The organism is Allobosea sp. NPDC055353, from assembly GCF_053644975.1.
Map to the genome: position 1 here is coordinate 672,105 of NZ_JBSHMC010000001.1, position 16,154 is coordinate 688,258.

Annotated in this window: 14 protein-coding genes; 5 read left to right on the top strand and 9 right to left on the bottom strand. The window is 65.2% G+C overall.

Annotation, left to right across the window (positions count from 1 at the left end; all coding sequences use genetic code 11):
• Position 1: 1 nt before the first annotated feature.
• From ACWIEX_RS02975 to ACWIEX_RS02985, 3 genes are all read right to left on the bottom strand, one after another.
• On the bottom strand, positions 2-664 hold the full coding sequence (locus ACWIEX_RS02975) for an amino acid ABC transporter permease (RefSeq protein WP_454031654.1): 663 nt from the start codon (positions 662-664) through the stop codon (positions 2-4).
• 72 nt (positions 665-736) lie between these two features.
• A complete protein-coding gene (locus ACWIEX_RS02980; RefSeq protein WP_091857919.1) occupies positions 737-1,579 on the bottom strand; it encodes a transporter substrate-binding domain-containing protein in 843 nt (280 codons plus the stop codon).
• A complete protein-coding gene (locus ACWIEX_RS02985) occupies positions 1,576-2,772 on the bottom strand; it encodes a pyridoxal-phosphate dependent enzyme (protein ID WP_454031655.1) in 1,197 nt (398 codons plus the stop codon). The genes ACWIEX_RS02980 and ACWIEX_RS02985 overlap by 4 nt, the downstream gene beginning before the upstream one ends.
• A 106-nt stretch (positions 2,773-2,878) precedes the next feature.
• Between ACWIEX_RS02985 and ACWIEX_RS02990 the strand changes: the two genes are divergently transcribed.
• A complete protein-coding gene (locus ACWIEX_RS02990; protein ID WP_454031656.1) occupies positions 2,879-3,811 on the top strand; it encodes a LysR substrate-binding domain-containing protein in 933 nt (310 codons plus the stop codon).
• A gap of 152 nt (positions 3,812-3,963) precedes the next feature.
• Here the strand turns inward: ACWIEX_RS02990 and ACWIEX_RS02995 are convergent, their stop codons facing one another.
• From ACWIEX_RS02995 to ACWIEX_RS03010, 4 genes are all read right to left on the bottom strand, one after another.
• Entirely contained in the window at positions 3,964-4,662 is a 699-nt protein-coding gene (locus ACWIEX_RS02995; protein ID WP_454031657.1) for an ABC transporter ATP-binding protein, read from the bottom strand.
• On the bottom strand, positions 4,659-6,509 hold the full coding sequence (locus tag ACWIEX_RS03000; protein ID WP_454031658.1) for a branched-chain amino acid ABC transporter ATP-binding protein/permease: 1,851 nt from the start codon (positions 6,507-6,509) through the stop codon (positions 4,659-4,661). The genes ACWIEX_RS02995 and ACWIEX_RS03000 overlap by 4 nt, the downstream gene beginning before the upstream one ends.
• 5 nt (positions 6,510-6,514) lie before the next feature.
• Positions 6,515-7,390 carry a branched-chain amino acid ABC transporter permease gene (locus ACWIEX_RS03005; RefSeq protein WP_454031659.1) on the bottom strand — a complete coding sequence of 292 codons (876 nt, stop codon included), beginning with the start codon at positions 7,388-7,390 and terminating at the stop codon, positions 6,515-6,517.
• Positions 7,391-7,572: 182 nt separating this feature from the next.
• Positions 7,573-8,922, bottom strand: coding sequence for a substrate-binding protein (locus tag ACWIEX_RS03010; protein WP_454031660.1), 1,350 nt, complete (start codon positions 8,920-8,922; stop codon positions 7,573-7,575).
• Positions 8,923-9,144: 222 nt separating this feature from the next.
• Between ACWIEX_RS03010 and ACWIEX_RS03015 the strand changes: the two genes are divergently transcribed.
• From ACWIEX_RS03015 to ACWIEX_RS03025, 3 genes are all read left to right on the top strand, one after another.
• Positions 9,145-9,891, top strand: coding sequence for a Crp/Fnr family transcriptional regulator (locus tag ACWIEX_RS03015; protein WP_454031661.1), 747 nt, complete (start codon positions 9,145-9,147; stop codon positions 9,889-9,891).
• A 292-nt stretch (positions 9,892-10,183) separates the two neighbouring features.
• On the top strand, positions 10,184-12,367 hold the full coding sequence (locus ACWIEX_RS03020; RefSeq protein ID WP_454031662.1) for a TonB-dependent receptor: 2,184 nt from the start codon (positions 10,184-10,186) through the stop codon (positions 12,365-12,367).
• Positions 12,367-13,518 (top strand): ABC transporter substrate-binding protein, encoded by a 1,152-nt coding sequence (locus ACWIEX_RS03025; RefSeq protein WP_454031663.1) that lies wholly within the window; start codon positions 12,367-12,369, stop codon positions 13,516-13,518. The genes ACWIEX_RS03020 and ACWIEX_RS03025 overlap by 1 nt, the downstream gene beginning before the upstream one ends.
• A 250-nt stretch (positions 13,519-13,768) precedes the next feature.
• Here ACWIEX_RS03025 and ACWIEX_RS03030 read toward each other — a convergent pair whose 3' ends face one another.
• Positions 13,769-14,410: an NrsF family protein gene (locus tag ACWIEX_RS03030; RefSeq protein WP_454031664.1), complete on the bottom strand. Its 642-nt coding sequence runs from the start codon at positions 14,408-14,410 to the stop codon at positions 13,769-13,771.
• Positions 14,411-14,496: 86 nt separating this feature from the next.
• Complete coding sequence (locus ACWIEX_RS03035) at positions 14,497-15,069, bottom strand: sigma-70 family RNA polymerase sigma factor (protein WP_454031665.1); 573 nt, start codon at positions 15,067-15,069, stop codon at positions 14,497-14,499.
• Positions 15,070-15,222: 153 nt separating this feature from the next.
• Here ACWIEX_RS03035 and ACWIEX_RS03040 point away from each other — a divergent pair, with 153 nt between their 5' ends.
• Positions 15,223-16,116, top strand: a complete 894-nt coding sequence (locus ACWIEX_RS03040; RefSeq protein WP_454031666.1) for a CE1 family esterase — start codon at positions 15,223-15,225, stop codon at positions 16,114-16,116.
• The last annotated feature ends 38 nt before the right edge of the window (positions 16,117-16,154 follow it).

Genomic DNA, 16,154 nt, shown 5'->3' on the forward strand with positions numbered 1-16,154 from the left:
CTCAAAGCCTGAACGGGGCGTTGAGCCGGTATTCCAGCCGGCTCGCGAAGAAGGAGAGGGTGAGGACCAGAAGGAGGTAGATCACGCAGATCGCGGCGAACATCTCGATGGTGCGGAAATCCATCGAGATCCGGTCGATCGCGACATAGGTCAGCTCGGCAAGGCCGATCGCCTGCAGATAGGAGGAGTTCTTCAGCAGCGAGATCGAGGTGTTGAGCATCGACGGCAGGCCGACGCGGATCGCCATCGGCGCGGCGACGAGCCGAAAGAAGCGCCAGGGCGACAGGCCCAGCGAGAAGGCGGCCTCGCGCAGACCCTTGCCCACGGTTTCAAGCCCGCCGCGGACATTCTCGATCTGGTAGGCCCCGGCCCAGACCGTGAGGCAGAGCACGCCCGACCAGAACAGCGAGAGCCTGAGGCCCAGGCCCGGCAGGCCGTAGAAGATGAAGAAGAGCTGGGCGAGCAGCGGCGTGTTGCGGATGAACTCGACATAGCCGACGACGAGCTTGCCGAGCACCGGAACCTGCAGCACGCGCGCTGCCGCTCCGAGCACGCCGACGGCGATGGAGAGCACGATCGAGAGCGCGCTGACCTGCACCGTCAGCCACAGGCCGCGCATCAGCGCGGGCCACTGCGCGTTGAGATAGGCGACGTCGAATTCCATGGCACGCGCTCCTCCGCTGCCAGGTATCGGGTTGCCGGGAGCGCGGAACCGCTCCCGGCGCTTGCCTTTCGCTCAGCGCGCGGTCGGCTTCGGCTTGGTGAAGGCGTCGACGTAGAAGGGCCTGATCTCGGCCGGAATCCACTTCTCGACCCATTTCGCGTAAAGGCCCTCGGCCTTCATCCGATCGAGGGCTGCATCGACATAGGCGAGCCATTCAGGTTCGTTCTTGCGCACGCCGACGGCAGCGTCCGAGACCGCGAAGGATTCGCCGACAAGGCGCAGGCTCGGATCCTTGGCGGCGATGACGACGAGCGTGGCGGCATCATGGGTATAGGCGTCGCCGCGGCCCTGCTTGAGCGCCTGCAGCGCGTCGGACGCCGTGTTCAGCCGCATGCTCTCGAGCTTGGGCATGTTGTCCTCGAACCATTTCGCCTGGGTCGAGCCCTTGAGCATGATCACGGTCTTGCCGGCGACATCGTCGAGCTTCTTGATCGGGCTGTCCTTGGCGACGAGCATGTCCGAGCCGCCCCAGCGATAAGGCTTGGAGAAATCGACCACGCGGGCGCGCTCGGGCGTGACGCCGAGCGTGGCGATCAGGATGTCGACCTTCTTGCCGGCAAGCTGCGGGATACGGTTCTCGGCCGTCACGCAGGTCAGCTCGATCTTGTCCGGCGAGCCGAAGGCCCAGGCGGCGATCTGGATCGCCATGTCGGTCTCGACACCGGCGAACTTGCCGGTTTCGTCCTTGTAGCCATAGGGCGGTTGGTCGCAGCGGACGCCGGCCTTCAGGACGCCTGCGGATTTGATCGCTTCCGGCAGCGGGGGCAGGCCCTGGGCCTGGGCCCCGACCGAGAGCGCGAAGACGGCGGCTGCGGCAGCCGAGAGCGCCGACAGGTGCGAGACATGGGTGGTCATCCGTTTTCCCTCTTCTGTTGGACCGATGGATCGGTTCTCTGTGGTAAGGCGCCGGTCGTTGCCGGCTGCGCGAGCGCCTCTTGGGAGGCAGCTTCGTTCCAGGGCCTTGCGGCCAGGTCGGTATCGCCGGGATCACGGGAGCCTGCCCCCGTGAGCACGATCACGGCGTGGCGGCCGGAGAGCCCACCATCCGCGGCGATGACGGCGAGCGCAGCCAATGCGGAGGCTGCGGACAGTTCGGTATGGAGGCCGCAGGCTGCGAGACGGCGCTGTGCCGCCCGCGCCGCGCCATCATCGACAGAAACGGCACGGCCGGCGCTGGCGCGGAGCGCCGCGACGGCCTGCCATGTCACCGTGCTGCCGGCGATCGAGGCCTGGGCGGTATCGCCTGCGAAATGCTCGCGATAATCGGCGCCGGCGAGCACCCGCTCGATGCGCGCAAAGGGCTCGGCCGCGACCAGCATGGGCAAGCCTGCGCCGATCTCCTCGAAACCGAGGCGGATGCCTGACAGGAGATCCCCGCGTGAACAGGGCACGACGACGAGATCGGGCATGGTCTCCGACGCCAGCTCGGCCGCGAGCGTCTTGTAGCCTTCGATGCCGAACGGGTTGGTGCCGATGGCCGGCACCTTGTAGTTCGTCGCCGCGAAGGCTCCCTCGCCGACGCGCATCGCGAGATGCTGCCAGCGGGCCATGCTGTCGGCAAAGCTGGCGATGCTCGCGCCATGTGCGGTGATGGCACTGCGGTAAACCGGCGGCAGGGCATCGGTCGTCGCGATCTCTGCGGCGAGCCCGGCGCGCGCCGCATAGGCTGCCACCGAGAGGCCGCCATTGCCGCTCGAGGCCGCCACGACGCGCGCGGCGCCGCGATCGAGAGCCCGCGCAATCAATTGCGCACTCATCCGGTCCTTGTGGGACCCCGTCGGATTGCACCATTCGATCTTGGCGGACAGCCTGCCGAGCTTCAGCGCGCGCGCCAGTTCAGGCAGCTCGACCAGCGGCGTCGTGCCTTCCCCCAAGCATGGCGCGTCAGGATAGGGGAGCGAGACGCCGCGCTCGCCGGGCGCGTAGGTCAGCCGCAGATTGGGTGCATGTCCCTCGGCCGCGCAGCGCGGACACCCGGCCTCGTATTCCGCAACCGGCCAGGGCTCTGCGCAGCGCAGGCAGGCCATGCCGGTGAGGCGGGACGTCACAGCGGTGTTTGGGCGCGTTGACATGGCCAAAAGTATTGCTTCGGCCATCTATCTGGTCAAATCTCAGTTTTTAGCTCTTCTATTCACTGGTGATATGAGTGTGCCCATGAATCTGAGGCAGGTGGACGCGTTCCGAACCATCATCCTGCGCGGCTCGATGACGGCGGCCGCGCAGGAATTGCGGACCTCCCAACCGAGCGTCAGCCGGCTGATCGCCGAGCTGGAGACCGAGATCGGACTCAAGCTGTTCGAGCGAAAAGCCGGGCGGATTCGACCGAGCCAGGAGGGCCTTGCCTTCTATCGCGAGGTCGAACGCAGCTATATCGGGCTGGAGACCCTCTCCTACGCCGCGCGTGACATCCGCAACTTCGGGACCGGGCGCCTGCGCATCGCGGCGATGCCGGTGATGGCGCTGGGCTTCGTCCCCCGCTGCATCCGGCGCTTCAAGGAGCGCTTTCCGCAGGTCAGCGTCTCCTTGCAGATGGGCCATGACGGCACGGTGACGCGCTGGATGTCGTCGTCCTATTGCGACATCGGTTTCATCGCGAATGTGATCGACATTCCGCTCGTCGAGCATCGTCCGCTCTACATGATCCCCGGCGTCTGCGCGCTACCGCCGGGGCACCGGCTCGCAAAGCGCGATCGCATCACGCCCAGGGATCTCGAAGGCGAGGCCTTCATCTCGCTCTCGCTGGAGGACGGTGCGCGGGCACGCGTCGATCGCATCTTCCAGGATGCGGGCGTGCGCCGCCATCTCGCGATCGAGACGCCCTTCAGCGCGGCCATCTGCGCGCTTGTCGAGCAAGGGCTCGGCATCGGCATCGTCAATCCGATCGCCGCCGACGATTACCGGCGCAGCGGCATCGCCTTCCGTCCGTTCAAGCCGGAGGTCATGTTCCACGGCCACGCGATGTTTCCCAGCCACTACCGCGCCGATCCGCTCGTCGATGGCTTTCTTGCCGTCGTGCGCGAAGAGCTCGCCGGATACGAGACGACGTCCGCGCATCGCGGCGAACCGCCCCCGAACGGGCCGATGTGATGCGCCCACACTCGCCTGTCGCGCGTCAGGCGCAATGGCCGGGCAAGACGCCTAGAGCATCGGCCCGAAAAGTGGAACGCGGTTTTCGGAAAATGCCGATGCAAATCAAAAGCCCAGGACACCAGACTGAATACCGTATTCAGTCCGGTGTCCTAGACCCCCAGATACCGCTGCAGGAGTTCAGGTTGGGCCCGAATCTCGCCGGTCGGGCCTTCATGGGCGATATGGCCGTTGTTGATGATGTAGGCGCGCGTCGCCAGGGTGAGCGCTGCGGCGATGTTCTGCTCGACCAGAATGATCGTCTGGCCGGCATCCGCGAGCGTGCGGCAGGTCCTGACGAGGTCCTGCACGATCACCGGCGCCAGCCCCTCGAAGGGTTCGTCGAGCAGCACGATCTTCGGATCCCGCACCAGCGCCCGCCCGATCGCGAGCATCTGCTGCTCGCCGCCGGAGAGATCGGTGCCCCGGCTCGTGCGCCTCTCCTTCAGGCGCGGAAATATCTCGTAGATGCGCTCGAGCGGCCAGCGGCCCTTGGCCGTCAGCCCGGCCAGCACCAGGTTCTCCTCGACATTCAGGCTGCCGAAGATGCGACGGTCCTCGTGCACGAGCTGCATGCCGGCGCGCGCGATCGTGTGGCTCTTGCGGCCGGCGATCTGCTCCCCGTCGAACAGGATCGAGCCGCTGCTCGGCTTCACCACGCCCATCAGGCTTTTCAGCATCGTGCTCTTGCCGGCGCCGTTGCGGCCGAGCAGCGCGACGACCTCGTTGCGATCGACGCGCAGCGCGACATCGAACAGGATGTGGCTGTCGCCGTAATGGGCATTCAGCCCGGTGACTTCGAGCATGCTCATTGGGCCGCCAACACGTCGTGCACGCCGCCCAGATAGGCTTCCTGCACCTTGGTGTTCCCCTTGATTTCGTCGGGTGTCCCTTCGACCAGCACGCGCCCCTCCTGGAGCACGGTGACGCGCTCGGCGAGCTCGAACAGCGCGTCCATGTCGTGGTCGATCACGATCATCGTGCGCCCCCGGCTGATCGACTTGAGCAGCTTGACGGTTTCGACGCGCTCGGCCGGGCTCATGCCGGCGAGCGGCTCGTCGAGCAGCAGCAGCGACGGCGAGGTGGCGAGCGCCAGCCCGATCTCGAGCCGCCGCTTCTCGCCATAGGCCAGTTCGGACACCTGGGCATCGCCCCGGCTGGCGAGATTGACCAGCGCCATCGTGCGGTCGACCTGCTCGGTCAGCTCGGGATTGTTCCTGGGGTTGCTGAACAGGTCGAGCTTGAATTTGCCACGGGTTTCGGCGAGCGCGGCGATCATCAGGTTCTCGCGGACCGTGAGCCGGTTGAAGAGCTGGTTGATCTGGTAGCTTTTGGTGAGGCCGAGCTGGCAGACATCGGCCACGCCCATTCCGGTGATGTCCTTGCCCTCGAACAGGATCTGGCCGGATGTCGGGGGCACCTCGCAGGTCAGCATCTTGAAGAAGGTCGACTTGCCGGCGCCGTTGGGGCCGATGATGCCGCGCAACTCGCCGTGGTTGACGGTGAAGTCGATGTCGCTGTTGGCGACCACGCCGCCATAGCGCTTGGTCAGGCCGGTGGCCTGGAGGATGGGGCCGGAGGAGCGGTCGGTGTCGCGGCGGCGGGCCGGCATCATCGCGGCAGTCGGAGCGGTGGCGGGCAGGCTCGCGGCAGGGGCGACGTCCGCCCCGGGAGCCGCCTCCGCCCGCCGGCCGGCGGCGAGACGGTAGAGATCGGCCACGGCCCCGACGATGCCGTGGCGCAGGAAGCAGACCAGCAGCACGAACACGATGCCGAGGACGAGCTTCCAGGTGGCGCCCAGGTGCAGCGTGTTCTGGAAGAAGTCGCTGAGATAGAGCCAGACTGCCGCCCCGACCAGCGGGCCGAACAGAGTGCCGGCGCCACCGATCGCCGTCTGCATCACGAGCTGGCCGGAGGTCTCGAACATGAAGGCATCCGGCGGCATGAAGCCCTGCATCAGGCCGAGCATGCCGCCGGCAAAGCCGGCATAGGCCGCTGCCACCACGAAGGCGGTCAGCTTGTAGTTGTGGATATCGTGGCCGAGCGCGGCGGCGCGCTGCGGATTGTCGCGGATCGCGGAGAGGATCGCGCCGACCGGCGAGCGCACGATGCGCAGCGCGATGACGAGGCCGACGAAGTACCAGAACGCGAGGAATCCGTAGACCTGGAAATCGGTGTTGAATTCCAGCGTCGTGAAGCCGAGGAAGATGCTGGGTCTCGGCACGCCCGGCAGGCCATTCTCGCCGCCCGTGAAGGCGGAAAGCGGGTTGAACTCGACGAAGAAGAAGACCTCCGCGATCGCGACCGTGATCATCGCGAAATAGATGCCCGTGCGGCGCAACGCGATCAGGCCGATCAGGTAGCCGACGACCGCCGCGACGATCGTGCCGATGAAGACGGCGGCCATCACATAGCCGAAGCCGGCTTCCGTCAGCAGATAGGCAGCGAACATGCCGCCGGTGCCGAAGAAGGCCGACTGGCCGAAGGAGAGGAGGCCGGTATAGCCGAACAGGATATCGAAGCCGAGGCCGAACAGGCCCCAGACCAGAATGCGGTTGATGGTGTTCGGGGTGAAGCCGAGATGGGGCAGCACGAACGGCGCCAGGATCAGCGCGATCGCAGTGATGGTCTCGACGAGGAAGGGGCGTTGGCTGCGCATCGGCGTCACTCGCGGCCGGCTGCGCCGAGCAGCCCGTAGGGCCTCAGCACCAGGACCAGCGTCATCGCCACGAACAGCATGATGTAGGCATAGCCGGGGTTGAACATGGAGGTGATGGAGATGATCTGGCCGGCGATCAGCCCGCCGAGGATCGCGCCGGGGAAGGAGCCGACGCCGCCGATCACCACCACGACGAAGGTCTGCACCAGGATCGCCTCGCCGACATCCGGCGCGATCGAGACCACCGGTGCATTGACGATGCCGGCGAAGCCCGCGGCCATGGCGCCGATGCCGAACACCAGCATGAAGATCTTGTAGACGTCGATGCCGAGCGAATCGACCATCACCGAATCCTCGATGCCGGCGCGAACGATCATGCCGATCCGCGTGCGGTAGAGCACGAAATAGAGCGCCAGCAGCGCGACGGCGACGATGCCGAGCAGGGCGAGCCGGTAGGTCGGATACATCATGAAGCCGAGCGGCGTGATGCCGACGAGCGGGCCCGGGGGCGGCACCATTTTCGAGAGGCTGCCGAAGAAGAACCGGACCGCCTCGACGAACACGATGCTGAGGCCGAAGGTGACGAGGAGCTGGTCCTCATGCGGCCGGCTGTAGAAATGCCGGATGATGAGCCGCTCGACCACGATGCCGACCAGCATCACGAACAGCGAGCCTGCCGCCACCGCGACCAGGAACGAGCCGGTATAGGTGTAGGCGACCCAGCCGGCATAGCCGCCGAGCATGAACATCGCGCCATGCGCGAGATTCAGCACGCCGAGCGTGCCGTAGATGATCGTCAGGCCGGACGAGATCAGCGCGAGCAGCGCGCCGAGCACGAGCCCGTTGAAGCATTGCGAGATGAAGTTCGCCCAGTTGACCACGATGCTATCCGTTTGCCTGAACGCGGGTAGAGTCCGGCCTCGCGCCGGCTTCTGCGCTTGTCTTGTCGTCGGACGGGGACCCGGGCAGGGAGCCGCGGGAGGCCGACGTTCGGCCCCCCGCACCCCCTCCCGCAATCCGGAGAACCCGCCTTCTCAGCCAGCGCGGCGGCGGGTTCGATCGGTCAGGTGTAATCGCCGAGCTTGCAGCCGAACGCATCCGGCTTCTGCATCAGCGGTTCGCCGGGAAGGATCTCGAGAACCTCCCAGAAGTCTTCCTTGTTCTTCATGTCCTTGACGGCCTTGCCGCGGACGATGACGACGGGGCGGATGCACTGGTGATCTTCAGGGCGATAGCGCACGTCGCCGAGCAGCGAGGGAATCGTCTCGCCCTTCTCGTATTGCTTGATCACATCCGGCGGATAGAAGCTGCCGGCCTCCGTCACCATGCGCGCCCAATGCGCGAAGCTGACATAGGCGTTCTCGGCACCCCATTCCGGGCGATATCCGAACTTCTTCACGAAGGCTTCGTTGAACATCTTGGCCAGCGGATACTTGTCCTCGAGCGTCCACCAGTAATCGGTCGCGGCGAAGACACCTTCCATCAGCTCCGGCCCCGCTTCCTTGGCGAGGAACGGGATCTGGTAGGGGATCACCATCTTCATCGCCGGCGTCAGACCGAACTGCTTGGCCTGCTGCACCGAGAGCACGGCGTCGCGGCCCCAGTTGACGTTGATGATGAACTCCGCGCCGGAATTGGCGATATTGGTCAGGTACTGGCTGAAATCCTGGGTGCCGAGCGGGGAGACCTGGTTGGTCACCTGCGTCCAGCCGCCCTTCTCGGTCAGGTAGTCGTTGACCGACTTGGTCACGGTGTGGCCGTAGGTGTAGTCCGGCGTCATGAACGCCGCCTTGCGGTTCTTGCCGTAGGCTTTCACGAGCTGCGGGCCGATCGCGTTCGCCGCGGTCTCGCCGTAGAAATTCTGGCGGAAGCCGTAGCGCACGCAATCCTTGCCGGTGGTGTCGTTCGAGCCCGAAATGGCCGCGACGTAGAGCACCTTCTCGCGCTGCGCGAATTTGTTGAGCGCCACCGCGACGGCCGACGAGGTCGAGCCGGTCATCAGGACGATCTTGTTCTGGTTGATGAAAGTCTGCTGTTCCTGCACCGCCTGGTTCGGCTTGGCGGCGGAGTCGGCCGCGAGCAGGTTCACCTTCTTGCCGTTGACGCCGTTGTTGATCTTCGGCGCGAGCTTCTTCATCAGCTCATGGTTGGTGTTGATGTGCTCGACGGCGAGTTGCCAGCCCTTGAGCTCGTCCTCGCCCTGCACCGCATAGGCGCCGGTGCGCGGTACGGCGGCGCCGATATTGACGGTGTCGCCCTTCGACCCTTCGGGCCAGGTGCCGATCGCCGGCTGGCCGGCCGCGTAGACCGGGAACAGGCCCGCCGGCAGGATCGCGCCGCCCGCGACGCCAAGCCCGCCCTGGATCAGCGTGCGCCGGGACAGGTTCGTGAGCTTGCGATTGTCGGATGTCATGTGCGTTCTTCCCCTCTGGTGTCCGATCCTCCCCTTCGTCATGCGGGGGTTTGGACGTGCTGTCGGCACCGAATATCTGAAGACACGTCGCGGCCATTCCCCGCTGCATTGGCTATATGGTCAATGCCACTTTCGTCCGATAATATTGATTATTGATCTCGATTAATAATCAGCCGCAGAATACTCCATGAGAACCAGTCGATAAGGGGTGTAAACCGCATCATGCCGCTGACCGGACATCCCTTCGTCACGAAGATTTCTCGTCTCATGGATATGACCGCCGGGACCATCGATAGCCTCGAGGCGATCATGGAGCGCGAGGGAATGGCAGCGAAGCGGCACGATCTCATCGTCCACGGCGCGGAGCATCGCGACCTGTGCTTCGTCCGGAGCGGCTATGCGATCCGCTACAGGCTGCTGCGGAACGGCAAGCGGCAGATTCTCAACGTGATTCTGCCGGGCGATGTGATCGGCTTTCCCGTCAGCTTCTTCGACCGCTCGACCTATGCGGTCGTGGCGGTGAGCAATCTCAGTTACAGCGCCTGCCCGCTCAGTTCATACGTGCGCCTTTGCTACGAGCGGCCGGAATTCGGCCTCGTCCTGACCTGGCTCGCAGCCCGGGAAGCCGCGATTTGCGCGGAGCACATCGTCAATCTCGGCCGGCGCACGCCGATCGAGCGGCTCGCGCATTTCCTGCTCGAGATTCATGACCGCCTGCTGGAGGTCGGATGCGCCGAACAGACGCGGTTCGATCTTCCCTTTTCGCAAGGCATCCTGGCCGATGTGCTGGGGCTCAGCGTTCCGCATCTCAATCGCGTGATGCAGGAGTTGCGTGCCGAGCGGCTGATCGTCAGCACCTCGCGTCTCATGGAACTGCCGGACATCGCAGGATTGCGCCAGCTGGCGCAATATCAGCCGGTAGACCTTGCGCTCATTCCAGCCGGGCCAGTGGTCCAGCACGGTTTATGAGGTCCGAATGCGGGCTCATGGGAGGCCGGCCTCCCGAAACTGCCATCGACGAAGGCCTGCTTGACCTCGCTATGCTGCTGCAGGTGCTGTGCAGCGTGTGTCGATGGCGCATCCCCATCGCGCCTTGGCATGAAGTTAATTTGAGTAATTAAAAAAACATCATGCGTATCCGGGCTATCGCCGAGTTTATGATCAGATATGTGGCCGGATTATTGACAAGACTGCACCGCAGATATCATCAGGTCGGAGCGTTTTAGTTTCGATTGCGGCTTGTGGTGCTGGAATGAATCTCATGAAATTCTCCGTCGTTATGATGGCGCGAAGCGGAAAGCTTGTGGCGCCGCCGGCGGTGAGCGCGACGGCGATTGTCGCCGCGAGCCTTTCCCTGTCCTGCACGCCAGTCATCGCTCAGCAGCAGAGCCAGGTCCAACTCGACGAGATCGTCGTCGAGGGGACGCGTTCCTCGCAGGTTCCGGCGCCGTTCGCAGGCGGACAAGTTGCGACCGGGGCTCGCATCGGCGCTCTCGGCAACACCGATATTGCAAAGACGCCGTTCAGCGTCACCAGCTACACCGAACAGTTCATCCGCGACCGCCAGGCCAGGACGGCCTCCGAGGCCCTCGCGCTCGATCCATCCGTACGGGCAACCCAGGGCACGGGCGCGCCGTTCGATTCGCTCTATATCCGCGGCTTCCCGATCAATGAGGGCACCAGCGGCGAGATCGCGTTCGACGGCGTTTACGGCATCGCGCCGAGCTTCCGCGTATTTTCCGATTACGCCGAGCGCATCGAGGTGCTGAAGGGACCTTCGGCAGCGATCAGCGGCGTTTCACCCAATGGCGGGATCGGAGGCGTCGTCAATATCGTTCCGAAGCGTGCTGAAGGCGACCTGACGCGCTTTACGCTGAACTATGGTTCGAACGCACGAGGCGGCGGGCAGCTCGACGTTTCCCGACGCTTCGGCGCCAATCGGGAATGGGGTGTGCGGGCCATCACGAGCCTGAATGACGGCAGGACAGCTGTCGACCATCAGAAGGAGCAGTCGGGCGTCGGAGCTCTGGCCATCGACTATCAGGGCGAGCGGTTCCGTGCATGGGCCTATGTCCTCGCTCAATCCGACCGCTTCAACGCGCCTGCCCGGCCGTTCTTCATGCGTGCGGGAGTGCCGGTTCCCAAAGCTCCGGATGGTCGCCGCAACGTCACTCAGCCCTGGGAATATTCGGACGTCGATGACCGTGGCGGCTTGCTCAAGCTGGAATACGACGTCACTGACGGCATCACCGTGTTCGGCAACGCAGGTGCCTCCCACAGCAATGTCGAGCGCTTTTTCGCTTCCGCGCCGATGATCACCAGCGTGCTGGGGACAACCAGCACCTCGCCGCAATTCTACGGCATGGGTATCGATCGCCAAACCTTCGAGGGCGGCATCAGGGCGAAGTTCGAGACAGGCTTCATTCGCCATAACCTGACCGTGCAGGCATCCCGTTATCATGAGGAGACCAAGCGCGAGTTCGGTCCCGTTAGCGGGACTTACATCTCGAACATCTACAATCCCGTGCGCGTGCCGGAAATCGCGGCTCTGCGCGTGGGGCGGCAGGCACCGCTGTCCGATAGCACGCTGACCAGCCTCTCGGCGGCCGATACCCTTTCGGCTTTCGACGAGCGCGTCCTGATGACGCTCGGCGTCCGGCGCCAGAACATTCAGGCACGGAACTATGTGTCCAATGTCGGGACCCTGGCCTCCTCCTACGACAAGAGCGCCACGACGCCCTTCGTCGGCCTGGTCATCCGTCCCTGGGAGCATGTCTCCTTCTATGGAAACTATATCGAGGGGCTGAGCCGCGGCGACGTTGCGCCGGTTACGGCCACCAATGCCGGCGAGATACTCGCTCCCTACGTGGCGCGCCAGATCGAGGCCGGCGTCAAGCTGGACTATAATGGCTTTGGAGCCTCGCTCGCAGCGTTCCAGATCACGCGGCCTGTTGGCGAACTCAGCCCTGCCGGCAGGTTCGCCGAAACGGGAGAGCAGAGAGTCCGGGGCCTCGAACTCCAGGCCTTCGGTCAGATCTCGTCGCAATGGCGTGTGCTCGGTGGCGTGACCCTTCTCGATGGGGAGCTGACCCGGACGGCCGCCATCGCCAATATCGGCAATACGCCCATCGGCGTGCCGCGCATCCAGCTCAATCTCGGTGCAGAATGGGACGTGCCCTGGATTGCAGGCCTGACCGTCAATGCCGCGATCATCCACACCGGCAAGCAGTACGTCGATGCCGCCAACACACAGGCCTTGCCTGATTGGACGCGCCTCGACCTCGGGCTGCGCTATGCGACCGAACTCAATGGCCGAAAGACGACGTTCCGGGCGAATGTCGTGAATGTGACGGACACGAAATACTGGGCAGGGGCCGCTTCCTTCGGGACGTTCACGCAAGGGGCGCCGCGGACATATCTCCTGTCCATGTCCATGGACCTGTGATGGCGCGCTTGCCCCTCTCTCGCCGCGGTCTTCTCGGCGCCGTCGGCCTGGGCCTGCCGCTGATCGCGGCTGGCCGGCCGACAGCCGCGCCGATCAAGGTCACCGACGTCCTTGGACGGGAGGTCGCGGTGCAGCTTCCTGTTCGGCGGATCCTGCTCGGCGAAGGGCGGCAGATTCATGCCATTGCGGCGCTGGACCGCGGCAACCCATTCGAGCGGATCGTCGGTTGGGGGGAGGACCTGGAAAAGTCCGACCCCGACAGCTACCGCGCCTATGCCGAACGCTTTCCGCAGGTCGCCGGCATCCCGAAATTCGGCAGCGTGGGGGCTGGCAATTTCGACATCGAGAAGGCGATTTCGCTTCAGCCCGACGTGCTTCTCCTCAACTACGAAGCCGAGCGGGCGAGCGCCGAGATCCAGCTCGTCGATAAGCTCGCCTCCGTGGGCATCGCGGTGCTCTATGTCGATTTTCGCCATGCGCCGCTTCGCAACACGGAGCCATCCTTGCGCTTGCTGGGACGCTTGTTCGGAAGCGAGGCAATCGCGGAAGAGTTGATCACCTTCCGCAGAGACCAGATCGCGCGCGTGACTGGCCCCATAGCGAGAAACCCGGACATCAAGCGGCCGCTCGTCATGCTGGATCGCATCCCCGGATATTCGGACGCCTGCTGCATGAGCTTCGGGAAGGAGAATTTCGGCCTCATGGTCGAAATGGCTGGCGGTCGCAATCTCGGATCGGAACTCTTTCCGGGAACGTTCGGCACGATCAATCCCGAAACGATCATTGCGCGGGACCCTGACGTCGTCATCGTAACCGGCGGAAACTGGGACGCGCTGGCTCCCGGCGGCGGCTGGGTCGGCCTCGGTCCGGGGGCTGACTTGTCGGCAGCTCGCAGCAAGCTCAAGGCGCTGGCGAAGCGTCCGGCATTCGCGCATGGCAAAGCCGTCGCCGAACAGCGCGTCTTTGCGATCTGGCACCAGTTCTACAACAGCCCCTATCAGTTCGTGGCACTGCAGCGCATCGCAAGTTGGCTTCATCCGAAGCTTTTCGATGGGCTCGATGCAGAGGCGACTCTGCGAGAGCTGCACGAGCGCTTTCTGCCAATCCAGTATCGGCCTGGTTACTGGATTGGGCTGGCTGACGGCATGTGATTGTGCCCAGTCGCCGTTTTCCATCGATCCACGAGGCTCGATGTCGCCGGCCAAAGCCCGAAGGAGCGATCGCTTTCCTTCTGACGCGCCGGATGCGCCATCCCCCAGGCATTGACTGATGGTCCGAAAGCGGGCGCCTGACGAGCGCTCGCCTAAAACGCATCAAGGCTCGTGCGGGAGGGATGTTTCGCCCCGAACCAGAAGCTGAATCATCGTGATTGGCTGCTTCGCGCGTCGGAGGTGTTTCATCTCACCAGCGCAGAAGGCGCGGAAAGACAAGTGCGCCGAGCGCTGCAACGATCACGGTCGCGATCACGTACCAGGTTGCCAGAAAGGGCGCTGTATCATCCGGGCAATGCAGGCTGTAGGCGACAGTGGCAAGGCCAGCGGAGGCAAGACCGGCAAGAGCCCCTGTCAGGACACGGTCCACCGGAGTGCCGCGGCGCGCCAGTAACAGCAGCAGGATCAGCGGAAGCAGCGCGTACAGCGGCACCGCGATCAGGCACGCTCGCCAGTGGCGGCCCAGGATCAAGGCGCTCCATTGCTCGGCCGGCGCCTGCACCAGCGTCAGGAGCGCCCAACCGGCCGCCACCAGGAACGGGATCGCGACGAGCGGCAGGCGCCGCGCCGGCTTCAGGCCCGGCCGCAGGCTGCTCTGGAAGAGCACGAGCGCGATGGCCGCGACACTGGTACCGAGCGCGGCCTTGGCAATGACCGGCAGTGTCGTCCAGGCACTGGCGAAATCCGGCCTGGTGCCGAGCGTGAGCAGCACGAGCCCGATCGTGGCCAAGACCGCCGCGATGGCACAAAGCCATGTCGCACGGCGCAGCCAGCCGGTATCGACCGGGCGGGCGCTCGCACTCATCAGGGAGATCAGATCGTTGGTCTGCATGTCCGGTCTTCGTGGTTTCACGGTCTATCGGGAGTTCGCGAGAAGCTGGCGAAAGGTTACGGGGCGTCGGTCATGCCAGCGCTTCATCATGGTTTCGCCCCGCGTTTCGAGAGGAATTTCGCCATGGCCTGCAGGCCGCGATGGATCGCGACCTTCGCCGCCGTCTCCGTCATGCCGGCGGCATTGGCCGCTTCGACGACGCTGGCGCCCTGGAGTTTGACCTGATCGATCAGATGGCGCGTGCGCTCGGGCAGGGCGGCCATGGCGCGCTCCAGGTCGAGCCTCGCCTCGGCCGCGACGCCCTCCGGCGGCCCGACGAGCTGCTGTGCCTCGTCGTCGAGCGGCAGGGCGCCGGCATGGCGGCCGGTGCGGCGCAGATGGTCGACCAGCTTGTAGCGGGCAATCGCATGCGCCCACGCCGTCACCGGGCTCGCGGCATCGTAGGTGTGGCGCGACAGGTGCAGCGCCAGCAAGGTTTCCTGCAACACGTCCTCGGCCTCGCTGGCCTCGGTCCGGCCGGCGCGCGCCAGCATCTGGCGGAGATAGCCCCGCAGCCGCATGCTGATCGTATCGAGGAACAGGCGATAGGCTGCAGCATCGCCTGCGAGCGCGGCGATGAAGACAGGCCGGAGCTGGGTTTCGAGTTCTATCAGCGACACGTATTGCGCTTTTCGGAAGGCAGGTTCGCACCCAGTCCGTTGCATGGCGGACGCCTGCTCACAAGCCCGCGATGCCGAGGTGAGTTGCGTGCGCCGCCCGGTTACGTTGGCGCGGGAATGCAAGACCTCGACGGTGCAGCGGAGAGATGGTCGATGGCGACAAGGCTGCCGCTCGTGGCTGCGTTGGTCGGTCTCCTGGCTGCCGGCGCGGCGGACGCTCGAGACCCTCCCGGGCCTTCGAAGCCCGGCGAGGCCTGTGTCGGGACTGCGGGCTGCAGCGTGGCGAGCGGCAGCTATCGCATCGTGCTGCCGTCACAGGCCGCGGCAGGGCGCCCTGTCGGCGCGATCCTGTATTTCCATGGCTATCAGGGTTCGGCCGAGGAGGTGACGACCGATCCGGGCCTCGTCGCTGTCGCTGGGCGCCTCGGCGTCGCGCTGATCGCACCTGACGGTGCCGGGCACTCCTGGTCCTTCCCCGGCTCGCCCGCGCGCCATCGCGACGAACTCGCCTTCGTCGGTCAGGTTCTGGACGATGTCGTCGCGCGCTTTCCCGTCGATCCCGGCCGCATCCTCGCGAGCGGCTTCTCGCAGGGCGGGTCGATGGTCTGGTATCTCGCCTGCCGGATGCCGCAGCGTTTCGCCGCCTTCGCCCCGATCGCCGGCGCCTTCTGGGAGCCGTTGCCGGAAGGCTGCGAAGGCCCGCGCCCGCCCTTGATCCATGTCCATGGCACGAGCGATAGGACGGTGCCGCTCGCCGGCCGCACGCTGCGGCAGGGTTCCAGGCAGGGCGATGTCTTCAAGAGCTTCGCAATCTTCGCACCAGGAGGCTGTACCGCCGGCTGGGCAGAAGCCGCTCGCGCCACGCCTGCACCGGGGCGCTTGATCTGCGCGGTCGCGACGAGTTGCGACGATCCCGCCCGGTTGGAGCTCTGCCTGCATGGCGGCGGCCACGAGGCCGACCCGGCATGGGTCGAGCGCGCCTGGCGGCTGACGATGCCGGTGGGCTCGCCCGTCGCAGCCGGGCGAAGCAGCGTCACGTCTCCGTGATCGTGTAACCAAACCGGGGCACCGCGCGATCTCTCCGG

Coding starts and splice junctions, on each gene's coding strand:
- ACWIEX_RS02975 (WP_454031654.1), bottom strand. CDS start 664: ATGGAATTCGACGTCGCCTATCTCAACGCGCAGTGGCCCGCGCTGATG.
- ACWIEX_RS02980 (WP_091857919.1), bottom strand. CDS start 1,579: ATGACCACCCATGTCTCGCACCTGTCGGCGCTCTCGGCTGCCGCAGCC.
- ACWIEX_RS02990 (WP_454031656.1), top strand. CDS start 2,879: ATGAATCTGAGGCAGGTGGACGCGTTCCGAACCATCATCCTGCGCGGC.
- ACWIEX_RS02995 (WP_454031657.1), bottom strand. CDS start 4,662: ATGAGCATGCTCGAAGTCACCGGGCTGAATGCCCATTACGGCGACAGC.
- ACWIEX_RS03000 (WP_454031658.1), bottom strand. CDS start 6,509: ATGCGCAGCCAACGCCCCTTCCTCGTCGAGACCATCACTGCGATCGCG.
- ACWIEX_RS03010 (WP_454031660.1), bottom strand. CDS start 8,922: ATGACATCCGACAATCGCAAGCTCACGAACCTGTCCCGGCGCACGCTG.
- ACWIEX_RS03015 (WP_454031661.1), top strand. CDS start 9,145: ATGCCGCTGACCGGACATCCCTTCGTCACGAAGATTTCTCGTCTCATG.
- ACWIEX_RS03020 (WP_454031662.1), top strand. CDS start 10,184: ATGAAATTCTCCGTCGTTATGATGGCGCGAAGCGGAAAGCTTGTGGCG.
- ACWIEX_RS03025 (WP_454031663.1), top strand. CDS start 12,367: ATGGCGCGCTTGCCCCTCTCTCGCCGCGGTCTTCTCGGCGCCGTCGGC.
- ACWIEX_RS03030 (WP_454031664.1), bottom strand. CDS start 14,410: ATGCAGACCAACGATCTGATCTCCCTGATGAGTGCGAGCGCCCGCCCG.
- ACWIEX_RS03040 (WP_454031666.1), top strand. CDS start 15,223: ATGGCGACAAGGCTGCCGCTCGTGGCTGCGTTGGTCGGTCTCCTGGCT.